Raw genomic sequence first — 13,021 nt, forward strand, 5'->3', positions numbered from 1 at the left:
CGTGCAACACACAATAGAAACCGATACTGGCTGGCGAGTTTGGTGGCAACTGACGCGCCCTCACACGTTGACTGCTGCTTTTGCACCTGTTTTTTTAGGGACCATGATTGCGCTGCAATACGGTCCACTTCATTTCCCACTATTTTTAGCAATGCTTGTAGCCAGTTTGTTTTTACAGATGGCTACCAATATGTTCAATGAATACTATGATTTTAAAAGAGGACTCGACGATGAACACTCGATCGGTATTGGCGGGACGATCGTCCGGAACGGCGTAAAACCTAAAATCGTGTTAAATTTAGCACTCATTTTGTATGGCTTATCGGTTGTTCTTGGTATTTACATTTGCATGGAAACTTCCTGGTGGCTAGCTGCCGTGGGTTCCGTTGCCATGCTGATTGGCTATTTGTATACAGGCGGACCTTACCCTATTGCGTATACTCCATTCGGCGAGCTCGTTTCTGGTTTCATTATGGGCTTGTTATTAATTTTGATTGCATTCTATATTCAAACTGGGACTGTCACTGGCAATGCAATATTGCTATCTGTACCAAGCATGCTTTTAGTCGGTGCCATTATGTTAGCCAATAACATTCGGGATATTGTACAGGATACTAAGGGCGGTAGAAAAACCATGGCGATTCTTATAGGCCGAAATAATGCTATAACGGTATTGGCAATGTTTTTCATCGTGTCATATGGTTGGATTATTGCACTCGTCGTGACAGGCCATGTGTCTGCATGGGCCTTACTCGTCCTACTAAGTATTCCCAAACCATTACATGCTACGAAAACCTTTCGCAAGTGTGAACAACCCATTCAAGTCATGCCAGCTATGAAGGATACAGGCGTTACCAATACGCTGTTCGGCCTACTTCTCGGTATCGGCATTCTCATCGCTCACTTCATCTGAATAAACTGTATCCACAACGTCCACACTTAAAAAAGGTGGACGTTTTTTGTTGTAAAGGTTTACTTCAGCTTGTAAAAAGGGAAAGACTGAAATAAGACAGCTTTCTCAGACTTCATTGTTCAACTCGGAAAGCCACATAGAAAGGGTCGTGACTATATTGTTAACAACTAAACAAATTCAACAACTGGAAAAAGAATTACGAGCTATGGAAGAACGTTTGACTGAAACCGAAAACGAGACGGAAATTGTAAAAAATGCACAAGAAGATGTAGGCGAATTATCCATGTACGATAATCACCCCGCTGACATGGGAACGGAATTATATGAGCGCGAAAAGGACATGGCACTCCACACACACGCAGAAGGCGAACTAGAGAAAGTTCAGAACGCGCTACAAGCTATCAAGGAGGGCACGTATGGCATTTGTGAGGTCTGTGGCAAGGAAATACAATTGGAGCGCCTAGAAGCAATCCCTTACACTACTGTATGTATTGATGACGCGAGAAAAGATGTTCCGACCGATCGTCCGGTTGAGGAAGATCTATTAATCATGGCAGATCCTAATTCATTTGCGGCACGAAGAGATGGAGACGCAATTGATTACGAAGATAGCTTTCAAGAAATTGCGCAATCCGGAACATCTGAAACACCTTCAGACTTCTCAGGTAATAAAAATCGTGACTACGGAGATCTGTACGATGAAGAAAATGAAGACAGCGTAGAAGCATATGAAGAGTTTGCCGTGTCCGATATTACAGGTGAACCTGCTGGCTTTGTACGAAATGAAGAAGTAATAGAGTATGAAGAGGAGTTGGATGAAGAAGGTATCGAATCACCTTTAGGTGACATTCCTTATCATGAACGTGATAGCTACATTGATTCGCAGAAAGATAAGTAATTCAAAAATGAGTAAGTCCTACAAGCGCTTCTTGTAGGGCTTACTCATTTTGCACGCGCTTTCGTTCCATAAGTTCACTAGAATTTAGATAGTATCGATTGTCAGTTGGAGATAAATAGCATCGCATAGATTGACGGCACAACTCTACACTATTGCCCCCTATATTACTCTCAGCGGCCTTCTATATAACTTATGTTGGAAAATAGAAAAAAGGTATTGCACAATTGTGCAATACCTTTTTTATGTATGACCCCTACGGGATTCGAACCCGTGATACCGCCGTGAAAGGGCGGTGTCTTAACCGCTTGACCAAGGGGCCAAAATTATGGCGGAGAAGGAGGGATTCGAACCCTCGCACCGCTTTCGCGATCTACACCCTTAGCAGGGGCGCCTCTTGAGCCACTTGAGTACTTCCCCATAAAAATGGCTCCGCAGGTAAGACTCGAACTTACGACCGATCGGTTAACAGCCGATTGCTCTACCACTGAGCTACTGCGGAATGGTGGGCCTAAGTGGACTCGAACCACCGACCTCACGCTTATCAGGCGTGCGCTCTAACCAGCTGAGCTATAGGCCCCTAATTGGAGCGGGTAGGGAGAATCGAACTCCCATCATCAGCTTGGAAGGCTGAGGTTTTACCACTAAACTATACCCGCATATAATTTGTAATTGAATTGTAATGGTGAGAATGTTTGGTGCGGTAAAGAGGATTTGAACCTCCACGGGGTTAACCCCCACTAGGCCCTCAACCTAGCGCGTCTGCCGTTCCGCCACTACCGCTTTGTTTTAGCGACAATTACTAGTATACACCTTCAGTTTAATAAGTCAAGAGCTTTCTTAAAAACTTTTTAAACTTTTTAAATTGAATGGTGAGCCGTACAGGATTCGAACCTGTGACCCTCTGATTAAAAGTCAGATGCTCTACCGACTGAGCTAACGGCTCATATTAAAATGAAAGGAACAAATCATTCCAAATACCTTTGATCTCTTTAACGCGTGTAATACGCAGTAAAAATGGCTGGGGTAGCTGGATTCGAACCAACGAGTGACGGAGTCAAAGTCCGTTGCCTTACCGCTTGGCTATACCCCATCAATGATAACCTACTATCAAATCTTCAGGGATTTGTTTGTTTTATTAAAAGTGACCCCTACGGGATTCGAACCCGTGATACCGCCGTGAAAGGGCGGTGTCTTAACCGCTTGACCAAGGGGCCTAAGTTATATTGACGCTTCAGCAAGCAAACCGTTTGTTGCGCTTGTCTTAGTCGACTTTTACTATTATAGACAGGGTCTTACCGTTCGTCAACCTTTTTAAGCAATCTTTTTTAAATAACTTTTCAATGCGCTTTGAATCGTTGATATGACAACCTTTTCAATTAAAAAATATCAAGCCACAAAGTCTTCTTTCACTTCTGTTTGTCCCATTATATAAAAGGCATCCAATCGCTAAGATTGAATGCCTTTTATGTCTTCACTTCACTTTTGAAATCTCCCCTGCACATTTTCCACAGCGATACTTCGCACAATTCATTCTTCTGCGTCTAGGATAATCCAATCCGCAAGCTGTACAACGATATAAATGGATTATTGTACTTTTCGTTCGGCGTTCCGTAAGTGGCTTGCAATGACGGGGTGAATTCGTCTCTTTTAGCAGCTTTTTAAAATCCGAATCTCCGTGTTTATATCCCTTTCCTTCTATATGAAGGTGATAATGGCAAAGTTCATGTTTAATGATCCCGATTAATTCTTCTTCATCATGAAGCTTAATCACTAACGGATTAATCTCTATATAATGATTACTTAACTTGTAGCGACCACCCGTCGTCCGCAGTCTACTATTAAAAATCGCTTGATGGACAAACGGCTTATGGAAAATTTCCAATGAAATCTGCTCAACCAGCTGCTGTAAATATTCTTCTGACATGCTGATTCTCTCCTTTATTTCTTAAGGGGAAGCATGGATAATGCAATACGCCCTTTCTGACGATCAACAGAATCAATCCATACTGTAACAATATCACCAGATGCCACTACATCTAAAGGATGCTTGACATAGCCATTTTTCATTTTGGATATGTGAACTAATCCATCTTCCGAAACACCTATGTCTATAAATGCACCGAAATCCACTACGTTGCGCACTGTTCCCTGCATTTCCATTCCTTCATGTACATCTTTAATATCGAGTACATCCGCTTTCAATAAAGGTTGCGGATAATCGTCACGCGGGTCACGATTTGGCCGCTGTAATGTTTGGATGATATCTTGCAATGTGATCTCTCCCACGTCTAACTGCGCAGCAAGTGTCGGGATATCCACGTGTTCAAGAGCGGTCGTCGCTTCTTCTGTACCAAGCTGGGATTTGTCGAGTTGCAACTTTTTCAATACTGCTTCTGCTACTTTATAACTCTCTGGATGAATTCCTGTCGAGTCAAAGCGCTCTTTTGATTCCGGTATGCGTAAGAAGCCAATGGCCTGTTCATACGTTTTCGCACCGAGCCTCGGTACTTTTTTCAATTCTGTACGCTTTGTGAACTTACCTGCATCTTCCCTAGCTTTGACAATGTTCTCCGCCACAGCTTTTGACAGACCTGAAACGTACTGTAATAGCGAAGATGAAGCAGTATTGACATTCACCCCTACTCGGTTCACCGCTGTTTCCACGACAAATGAAAGTGATTCTGTCAAATTCTTTTTTGCTACGTCATGCTGGTATTGCCCCACACCAATAGATTCCGGATCAATTTTCACAAGTTCAGACAAAGGATCTTGCAGTCTTCGCGCAATGGATACCGCACTTCTTTGCTCTACCTGCAGGTCCGGGAACTCTTCCCGTGCTTTTGCAGATGCTGAATATACACTCGCTCCTGCTTCATTGACAATTACGTAAGAAACCGGCTCATCCACTTCTTTAATTAGATCGGCGATGAACTTTTCTGTCTCGCGTGATGCAGTTCCGTTACCAATCGCAATAATAGATATCGGATATTTCTTCAATAAATCGAGTATTACTTTTTTTGACGCTTCTTTCTGCGGCTTCGGTGGGTGAGGATATATGACAGAGATATCCTGAAGCTTTCCCGTGTCGTCTACTACCGCAAGTTTACATCCTGTTCTGAACGCCGGATCTACGCCTAGTACCGTTCTACCTTTTAACGGCGGCTGTAATAGAAGGCTCCGAAGATTTTCCGAAAACACGTGAATTGCCTGCGTTTCTGCTTTTTCAGTTAACGTCGTTCGTACTTCTCTCTCTATTGAAGGGGCAATTAATCGTTTGAAAGAATCCTCTAACGCTTCTCTTATATATACCGCAGATGAAGAAGGGTGTCGCTTTAGATACGTACGCTCGAGATCCCCAATGATGCGATCAGCCGGGAATCCAACCCCCACACGTAGCACATTCTCTTTTTCTCCTCGATTGATAGCTAAAACGCGGTGAGGCACGATTTTACTGAGTGGTTCTTCATATTCATAGTAGTTTTCAAAAATTTTCCGCTCATCTTCCGCATCCTTTTTCAGGGTAGCAGTCAGTTTCCCAGATGCCCATGTGATTTTACGAATCTTTTCACGCATTGTCGCGTCTTCCGATACTCTTTCGGCAATGATGAACTTAGCGCCTTCTAACGCATCTTCTATTGTAAGAATTTCTTTTTCAAGATTGATATAGGCTTGTGCTGTAGTCTCAATATTCACAGATGACTGCTGTATTAATTGGTCAGCAAGAGGTTCCAAGCCGTTTTCAATCGCAATCATCGCTTTCGTACGTCGTTTTTGTTTATAAGGGCGGTACAAGTCTTCGATTCGTTGCAATACCGTTGCACGCTCAATATCTACCTTTAACGTATCATCCAACTTCCCTTGTTCATCGATTAAACGCAGAACTTCTTCTTTTCGCTGTTCAAGCGACTTGATATAATGATAGGCGTCTTCAATTTCCTTGATCTGCACTTCATCAAGTGAACCTGTTGCTTCTTTTCGATAACGCGCAATAAAAGGTACAGTGTTGCCTTCTTCCAACAGAGCGATGACACTTGCCGTTTGGCTTTTACTGATTCCTGCGCGGCTTGCTGTTGCTTCCATAAGATCTTTTGACAATTCAACCACCCTCTCTTCTTTCCATATAATAGCATGTTTCTAACGCAGTTTCCTTCTGCAACTATTTTATTTTCAAACACAAAAAAGCCGCTTCAACTTAATGAAGCAGGCTTGCTGCGATGAATGTCGCATCATCATTATCTTCAATTGTACGTTCAACCTTTTTATATAATTGATAAGAAGTGGTGTTTTCTTGCAAGTACTTTTTAGGACTTCGCAAGTTTACGCCATCAGAATGGAGGAAGAACCGGTCGTTCTTGTTATAAGGATACCTTTGCGTACGGGGCGATTGTGGTTGTCCGGATAGATAACCCATTACTGGCAAAGGATAAATCATCTGACCATTTGATTGTAGGATATAGATTCGAATGTTACCGACACAACTATATTCCAAAGTTTGTTGTTCAAAATACACTTTTACAATCCCTACTGCCGCGCCACGTTTATGTAACATCTGTTTATTGCAACGCAGTAACAAATCGTCAGGTGATTCATGGTGATACAACTTTAAGACTTGTGGAATTATTTCAGCAGATTCTTTCGCTTCTGTTCCACTGCCTAAGCCGTCTGCAATAGCACAGATGAAATAATCTTCTTCTGAATGAATGTAGTATGCATCCCCAGAATCTTTATTACCTTTTTTGGACTGTTGGAATATATATGCCTCTACATAGTCATTCTCAAAAGTTTCCACTAATTTGCACCACCACTCGTTAGGATTACTTCTTGCAACTTCTTAATTGCTTTCCGTTGCAGTCTCGAAACATGCATTTGAGAAATATCAAGTAATTCTCCGGCTTCTTTCTGACTCATCTGATCGATATATGTATACTGGATAATCTGACGTTCACGCTCAGTTAAAACGTTCAGTGCATTCAAGACTAGCATACGCTGATCTGTTTTTTCAAAACCGTCATCCGTCTCACCAATAATATCAAGCAGTGTAATGGTTCCACCTTCTGAATCTGCGTCTAATGTATGGTCAATTGATAGCGCTTGATAGCTTCTGCCCATCTCCATCGCCTCAAGCACTAATTCCTCATCAGTACCTAGGTATTCCGCTATTTCATAGACCATTGGCGATCGCTGAAATTCAGTCGTTAACGTTTCAACCGCCGCTTTGATTTTCGGCCCTAACTCCTTGATTCTTCGCGGCACATGAACAGCCCATGTTTTATCACGAAGGAAACGTTTGATTTCCCCGATAATTGTCGGTACAGCAAACGCCTCGAAATTCCGTCCTTGTTCGGGATCATATCTTCGTATTGCGCCTAATAGTCCTAGCATTCCCGCCTGGACAATGTCTTCATGATGCGATTGTCCACGCGAGTATTTGCGCGCGATTGAGTGTACCAGTCGCTCATAATGTAGGACTAGTTGCGTCTGCGCATAGTCGTCATTATTCTCCTGGTATTCATGTATCCATTTAATGACTTGCTCTTTTGTCTCATTGTCACGAGAAGACTGTTGATTTGACATGGTCCTCTCCCCGCTCTCTGCCCAAATATTTGGTCATGAAAACAATGACACCCTCCCCATGGTCAACTTTGACTTCATCCATTAAAGTTTCCATTAAGTACAGTCCCAATCCACCTTCTCTAAGTGGCGATTCTTCATTCCAGTCTTGATAAGGACCAACTTTTTTCTTTGTTTCTTCAAAATCAAAGCTTTGACCATGATCTGTCACAACAATTTCTAGGCGATCTTTATACAGGGCACACCCTAGGATTACTTCACCCGTTTTTTCACCATTGTATGCGTGTTGCACAGCATTCGTCACCGCTTCACTTGCAGCGATCTTCAAGTCTTCAATTTCATCATATGTAAACCCTATGCGACTCGCAAGACCTGATATAGCTAAACGGGCTACACCTACGTACTGGGCTTTTGCCGGAACTTTTATTTCAATGTAATCAAACGCTTGCATTGTCTTCGCCACCTTTAGATTGTTCTATCTCCATAATCTCATTGAGGCCCGTGATTTCAAACAAACGGTAAAGGCGTTGGTTTAGTCCTTTAATCACTAATTTTCCATTATACGCTTTTACTTCTTTATAGAATCCGACAAATATGCCTAAGCCTGTACTGTCCATATAATTCACTTCGGATAGGTCTAATTCCACTTCAATTCCTTCTACTAACTCCAATGTTGCCAAATGCTCTTTCAACTTTGGCGCTGTATATATATCGATCTCTCCGATAACTTTAAAGTTATGTACGAGATCTTTATCAACTTGCTCAACTTGTAAATTCATTTCGACACCCCGATCATTTCTCTATTTTCTATGAAGGTACAACTTAATCATACCCACTTCACACTCATTGTTTTATACCCATTCTTTAATTTCTTAAACCTTTATTTCGTTTTTTTCAAAACTACGAGCGTAAAGTCATCATGCAATTCATAATCCTGCATTTTAGAAAGCTCGTTAAATAAATAGTCAACCATCGCTTGTGCACTTTCCAAACGTACTTCCCGCAATAAGTTTTCTATAATATCCATTTCAATGAAACCTATATCAGTTCTGGTTTCCGTTACACCATCCGTCATAATTGCAATGAAATCATTATCTTCAAGACGCACTGTTCGTTCTTCATATACCGCTTCTTCTTGAACACCGAGTAACAGACCTTTACTTTCAAGCAAACTGTACGAATCTTCCGCCGCACGATAAAATAGAGCCGGCTCATGTCCAGCCGAAGAATAGCGAAATACCGAATTTTTGGTATCGTATTTTCCATAAAACATGGAAATAAACATAGAATCAGCAATGCTTTGTTCCACCATTTTATTAATAAAGCTCAATACTTCAAAAGGATTTCTTTTCTCATATCGCAGACTATCCATACCAAACTTCACCATAGACATATGCATAGCTGCTGACATGCCTTTTCCGATTATGTCTGCTACAGCCAAGCAAACTTCTTGTTCTGTTTCCTTTAGAAAATACACATAATCTCCATTCATTTGCTTCGATGGTCTGGAAATCCAACCTATATCGAGACCCTCCAACACAGGAGTTGTCGTTTGCAACAAAGTGTTTTGTACTCTAACAGCAATATCCATCTCTGTTTGAATGGCTTCTTGTTTGCGGATCAAGCTCTGATGCTCTTTAAGCGCCAGTCCATAATGAATCATCATTTCAATTAAAAAATCGAATGACACGCTGACATCGGCCGGCAAATCTTTAATTAATTCTTCAATAGAATTTTTATGAATACTTATGACGTCTTCCGGCGCAATACTTTTTTCTATGAAGCTGCGGCTGAATTGCTGTCCCAAATAGAGATCTTCTTCTCCTTTGGAGTGCAGATAATTCTCCAGCATTTGCTTATACTGCTTACCCGCCTCTTGTGGCAATACCCTTCAACTCCTAGTGCAACCATTTCGTCGCTGTAATAGTGGTACCTACGCCCACTTCTGTTTCTATACGAAAATCATCCATCAATCGTTTAACTCCTGGCATTCCTGCACCCAATCCTCCGGAAGTTGTATAGCCATCTGTCATAACTTTTTGCAAATCGGGAATTCCTGGTCCTTCATCGGAAGCAGTAATAAGTAAACCAACCCGGTTGCCTACTGTGATAGGCGCAATTTCAATTCGACCTTTTCCTGCGTAAAGATATATATTCCTTGCTAATTCACTTATGGCAGTCGTTATTCTCGCTTGGTCGACTGTCCCAAAGCCCGTACTTTTCGCCTCATTACGACCCAATTGTCTAGCGGCAACAATATCCCACTCCGTCTTGATCTCTATAGAAGACCTGTGTTCCATGGTCAGGCCTCCAATTCTCTAGTCAATTTCTCTAGCCCATTCTCTAGATCTAATGCAGTTGTCACGTTCTCTAAACGGATACCTAATTCAATTAACGTGATGGCTACAGATGGTTGAATACCTGTGATAACTACTTTCGCACCCATCAGACTTGTCATATGAATAACATCACCTAGCACTTTTGCAATGAATGAATCAATAAAGTCAATGGGTGTCAAATCAATTACAACGCCTCGTGCAGACGTTTTATGCAATTGATTCAATAAATCTTCCTGGAATTGTAAAGCGGTCTGATCATCAAGTTCTACTTGAATAGATACAATCAACGTGTCTTTTAGCTTTAGAATTGGGATTCGCATCTTCATACTACTTTTCCTCCTCCACAATTGTCCGTCCTGTCATTTCAAGCGCCTTCTGCATCCCTCTGCGTAACGTGCTTGTCGTTGAGAAGTCTGTAAGATTAATACCTAGAGTCACAATAGTCTGCGCGATTTCTGGACGAATTCCAACTAGCATACATTTCGCACCAACTAGACGAACCGCGTCTGCCGCTTGGATGATATGGTGCGCAACCATCGTATCTACTACCGGAACACCTGTAATATCAAGTAACACGACTTCAGCGCGTTGCTTGACAACCCCTTCCAATAGATTTTCCATAATCAATTTCGCACGCTCTGTATCAATTGTACCGACTAACGGCATGACAGATATCTTGTCGAATACCGGAATCAAAGAAGCCGATAGTTCTTGCAATGCAATCTTCTGCAAGCTGTCCGTACGTTCCCACTTCGTAGCATATTCTTCAATGATGCTCTCCCTTAGCGGACTGATCCAGTTTGAGAAGATAGTAATCCCTTCGCGCAAGTTGGAGTCTTGTAAGATCCCCTTCTCAAAGAATAGATTATATACGACGGTAGAAAACGTATCAATTGCCCGATTGATAAACTTAATTGACCATCCAAAATGAATGACTTTCTCCGTGAATTCATCCAATCGTGCCTTGTCCACTGTTTCGCGGTACGAAAGATTTGATGTCATCAATTCTGCAAATTCTCTACTAGTTGTAGCTACTACAGCTACTGGCATTAAATCCAGAAAACGCTCATCAGCATTCTCTTTCATTTCTTCTACCCAGCGCGTAGTGATTACATCAATATTCTCGGCTATACCTTTTTTCATGACTTCGTTCATCGTTATTTGTTCCTCCCTACATCTTCAATTATCTCTATTGTATCGAATTCCACTGCAAACTACATGTTTTTAACCATCTTTTTTCGAAATTACTATAAAAAAACACTATAACCGGTTGGCTATAGTGTTTTCAGGGGCCATTAGTTACTGGCGCCATCTGCAATAAAAGTTAGTAGTATATGTATGCTAAAATTTAATAAGTCCGAAGCTTACTTGTAAAGCTTCGTCGACTTGCTTCATTAACGCATCGTCTAAGTGTGTTATTTTGTCTGTAAGCCTTGACTTGTCGATTGTGCGGACTTGCTCGAGCAGGATGACTGAATCCCGCTCGAATCCATGCCGTGCCGCTGTAATTTCGACATGTGTCGGCAATTTTGCTTTTTGTATTTGTGCAGTAATGGCTGCCACAATCACTGTAGGACTGAATCGGTTACCGATATCATTTTGGATGATTAGTACCGGTCTGGTCCCACCCTGTTCAGAACCGACTACAGGTGACAAATCTGCAAAAAAGACGTCTCCGCGTTTAATTGCCAACTTTTCATCCTCCGCTGACGCAACGTTCTACGGTATGCTGAGCTTCAAATTCCGCATATAAACATTCTGCCGCTATGTTGAGGTTGATTTGCGACATTTCCACATAACCTCTAATCATGGCTTCACGTAATAAGGAAGCTTCACCATGTTTGATATGTTTCACATCTGTCGTATAAACGAAATCTTCTTGCACTTGCTCCCATTGAAAGATCGCGTCTTCATTTTGCTGTTGCAATCTGGTTGAGGCTATACTAAGTATTCTTTTATCGTTTTTATCCGTACGCAAATCGAGCACCTCCGACAAACCCATCCCTCTATTTCTATATCATTTCTATCTTACCATTTATATTGGAATATGAAAAGACAAGGTTTGAAGTGTTTTGACAAGAAATACTAGTTTCGTCAGTAGTATGTCGAATTGAAGGGCCGTCGCGTCATATATTTCGCCAGATAGTTTCGACGTTTTTTACGTATAGACTCTAGGTATTCGTGTAGAAATTGTTACAGCCACTTCATAGGGTATCGTATTTAGGCGTTTAGACCATTCTTCTATCATTATTTCTTCGTTTCCCTGTTTGCCGATCAATATTACCTTTTCACCTTCGGGATATTCACGTGGTAATCGGATCATGCATTGGTCCATACAAATGGTGCCAACAATTGGTACCCTCTTGCCATCGATCAGTACTTCCTGACCTCTTAGCGAACGCCTCAGCCCATCCGCATAGCCCACTGGTAATGTACCGATCCATTCACCTTCAGCTGCTTTATACGTACCACCATAGCTAATCTCCTCGCCAGCCGCCATCTGTTTCACGTAAGTTAATTCGGTTTCAATCGTCAACGCTCGTTCCAGCTTAAACGGCAACTGCTTAGCGACATTATGAGACGGCGGAATACCGTACAAGCTTATGCCAAAACGGACAGCGTCAAGTGCGTATTCAGGAAACAACAAAATCCCCGCGCTATTTGACGCATGAATGAGACGCGGTTTTTCAGGCAAACAACTCACTAAGCGCATGAATCGTTCAAACTGTCGCTGTGTTGGTTCCCGATTTTCTTCATCTGCACATGCAAAATGCGTGAATACACCATCAATAGATAAATCGGACTGTTGAATAGACTTCACCAATCGCGTTAGCTCCTCTTCAGTCCGCACTCCAATTCTACCCATTCCACTGTCGATTTTTACATGAATCCTACATTTATTATCAAATGGCTGTTGTGCACGTACTTGTTTTACCCAATTTTCACTTGTGACCGTCAAAATAATGCGATGTTTTGCCGCTACAGCCGCAAATGATACCGGTGAAAATCCCAGCACAAGAATATCGGTGGTCGGTTGTGTTTTCCTGAGCGTCATCGCTTCATCAGGGGTGGCAACGGCAAACATGTCTGCTCCCGCTTGCAATGCAGCGGAAGCAGCCTGCGCTACTCCATGACCGTATCCATCCGATTTGACGACCGCGATCAACTTGGTTTCTTTAGGTAAATAAGAAATAAGGTGTTGTGCATTTTGCTCAATAGCTGCTGTATTAATAACCGCTCGTGTTGGGCGATATTGTGTTTCGTTAAACATTTCCTTCCACCTCTTTACAGGATAGACTG

Annotated in this window: 15 protein-coding genes and 9 tRNA genes; 2 read left to right on the forward strand and 22 right to left on the reverse strand. The window is 42.0% G+C overall.

Going from position 1 to position 13,021, the window contains the following annotated elements:
• The first annotated feature begins 1 nt into the window (after position 1).
• Positions 2–913 (forward strand): 1,4-dihydroxy-2-naphthoate polyprenyltransferase, encoded by a 912-nt coding sequence (locus tag CSV60_RS00615; protein WP_099635718.1) that lies wholly within the window; start codon positions 2–4, stop codon positions 911–913.
• A 148-nt stretch (positions 914–1,061) separates the two neighbouring features.
• Positions 1,062–1,811 carry a TraR/DksA C4-type zinc finger protein gene (locus tag CSV60_RS00620; protein WP_233189494.1) on the forward strand — a complete coding sequence of 250 codons (750 nt, stop codon included), beginning with the start codon at positions 1,062–1,064 and terminating at the stop codon, positions 1,809–1,811.
• A 247-nt stretch (positions 1,812–2,058) separates the two neighbouring features.
• On the opposite strand, the gene CSV60_RS00625 is transcribed toward CSV60_RS00620, so the two are convergent.
• The 22 genes from CSV60_RS00625 to alr form a co-directional block, all read right to left on the reverse strand.
• Positions 2,059–2,130 (reverse strand) — tRNA-Glu (locus tag CSV60_RS00625).
• Between the two features lie 7 nt (positions 2,131–2,137).
• A tRNA-Ser gene (locus tag CSV60_RS00630) sits at positions 2,138–2,228 on the reverse strand.
• Between the two features lie 7 nt (positions 2,229–2,235).
• A tRNA-Asn gene (locus tag CSV60_RS00635) sits at positions 2,236–2,310 on the reverse strand.
• A gap of 1 nt (position 2,311) precedes the next feature.
• A tRNA-Ile gene (locus CSV60_RS00640) sits at positions 2,312–2,388 on the reverse strand.
• A gap of 5 nt (positions 2,389–2,393) precedes the next feature.
• A tRNA-Gly gene (locus CSV60_RS00645) sits at positions 2,394–2,467 on the reverse strand.
• Between the two features lie 37 nt (positions 2,468–2,504).
• Positions 2,505–2,591, reverse strand: a tRNA-Leu gene (locus tag CSV60_RS00650).
• An 87-nt stretch (positions 2,592–2,678) separates the two neighbouring features.
• Positions 2,679–2,754, reverse strand: a tRNA-Lys gene (locus tag CSV60_RS00655).
• Positions 2,755–2,826: 72 nt separating this feature from the next.
• Positions 2,827–2,901: transfer RNA gene (locus CSV60_RS00660), tRNA-Gln, on the reverse strand.
• Positions 2,902–2,953: 52 nt separating this feature from the next.
• Positions 2,954–3,025 (reverse strand) — tRNA-Glu (locus CSV60_RS00665).
• 257 nt (positions 3,026–3,282) lie between these two features.
• Entirely contained in the window at positions 3,283–3,735 is a 453-nt protein-coding gene (locus CSV60_RS00670) for a SprT family protein (RefSeq protein WP_099635720.1), read from the reverse strand.
• A 14-nt stretch (positions 3,736–3,749) separates the two neighbouring features.
• A complete protein-coding gene (locus CSV60_RS00675) occupies positions 3,750–5,891 on the reverse strand; it encodes a Tex family protein (RefSeq protein ID WP_099635897.1) in 2,142 nt (713 codons plus the stop codon).
• Positions 5,892–6,003: 112 nt separating this feature from the next.
• On the reverse strand, positions 6,004–6,600 hold the full coding sequence (locus CSV60_RS00680; RefSeq protein ID WP_099635721.1) for a PP2C family serine/threonine-protein phosphatase: 597 nt from the start codon (positions 6,598–6,600) through the stop codon (positions 6,004–6,006).
• Positions 6,600–7,385, reverse strand: a complete 786-nt coding sequence (sigB, locus tag CSV60_RS00685; RefSeq protein WP_099632486.1) for an RNA polymerase sigma factor SigB — start codon at positions 7,383–7,385, stop codon at positions 6,600–6,602. Before sigB ends, CSV60_RS00680 begins: the two co-directional genes overlap by 1 nt.
• The gene (gene rsbW / locus CSV60_RS00690; RefSeq protein ID WP_099632485.1) at positions 7,360–7,833 is read right to left on the reverse strand and encodes an anti-sigma B factor RsbW; all 474 of its coding nucleotides are present in this window, start codon (positions 7,831–7,833) and stop codon (positions 7,360–7,362) included. The genes sigB and rsbW overlap by 26 nt, the downstream gene beginning before the upstream one ends.
• The gene (locus CSV60_RS00695; RefSeq protein WP_099632484.1) at positions 7,820–8,161 is read right to left on the reverse strand and encodes an STAS domain-containing protein; all 342 of its coding nucleotides are present in this window, start codon (positions 8,159–8,161) and stop codon (positions 7,820–7,822) included. The genes rsbW and CSV60_RS00695 overlap by 14 nt, the downstream gene beginning before the upstream one ends.
• Positions 8,162–8,262: 101 nt before the next feature.
• Complete coding sequence (locus CSV60_RS00700; RefSeq protein ID WP_199173199.1) at positions 8,263–9,267, reverse strand: PP2C family protein-serine/threonine phosphatase; 1,005 nt, start codon at positions 9,265–9,267, stop codon at positions 8,263–8,265.
• Positions 9,268–9,280: 13 nt separating this feature from the next.
• Positions 9,281–9,682, reverse strand: coding sequence for an anti-sigma regulatory factor (locus CSV60_RS00705; protein ID WP_099632483.1), 402 nt, complete (start codon positions 9,680–9,682; stop codon positions 9,281–9,283).
• 2 nt (positions 9,683–9,684) lie between these two features.
• Complete coding sequence (locus tag CSV60_RS00710) at positions 9,685–10,047, reverse strand: STAS domain-containing protein (protein ID WP_083034138.1); 363 nt, start codon at positions 10,045–10,047, stop codon at positions 9,685–9,687.
• Position 10,048: 1 nt separating this feature from the next.
• On the reverse strand, positions 10,049–10,876 hold the full coding sequence (locus CSV60_RS00715; protein WP_099632482.1) for an RsbT co-antagonist protein RsbRA: 828 nt from the start codon (positions 10,874–10,876) through the stop codon (positions 10,049–10,051).
• Positions 10,877–11,062: 186 nt separating this feature from the next.
• Positions 11,063–11,413 (reverse strand): type II toxin-antitoxin system PemK/MazF family toxin, encoded by a 351-nt coding sequence (locus tag CSV60_RS00720; RefSeq protein ID WP_029054722.1) that lies wholly within the window; start codon positions 11,411–11,413, stop codon positions 11,063–11,065.
• A 4-nt stretch (positions 11,414–11,417) separates the two neighbouring features.
• Entirely contained in the window at positions 11,418–11,723 is a 306-nt protein-coding gene (locus tag CSV60_RS16190) for a transcriptional regulator (RefSeq protein ID WP_099628036.1), read from the reverse strand.
• A 156-nt stretch (positions 11,724–11,879) separates the two neighbouring features.
• Positions 11,880–12,992 (reverse strand): alanine racemase, encoded by a 1,113-nt coding sequence (gene alr, locus CSV60_RS00730; protein WP_099635722.1) that lies wholly within the window; start codon positions 12,990–12,992, stop codon positions 11,880–11,882.
• Between the last annotated feature and the right edge of the window lie 29 nt (positions 12,993–13,021).

The organism is Sporosarcina sp. P7, assembly GCF_002743425.1.
Lineage (GTDB): Bacteria > Bacillota > Bacilli > Bacillales_A > Planococcaceae > Sporosarcina.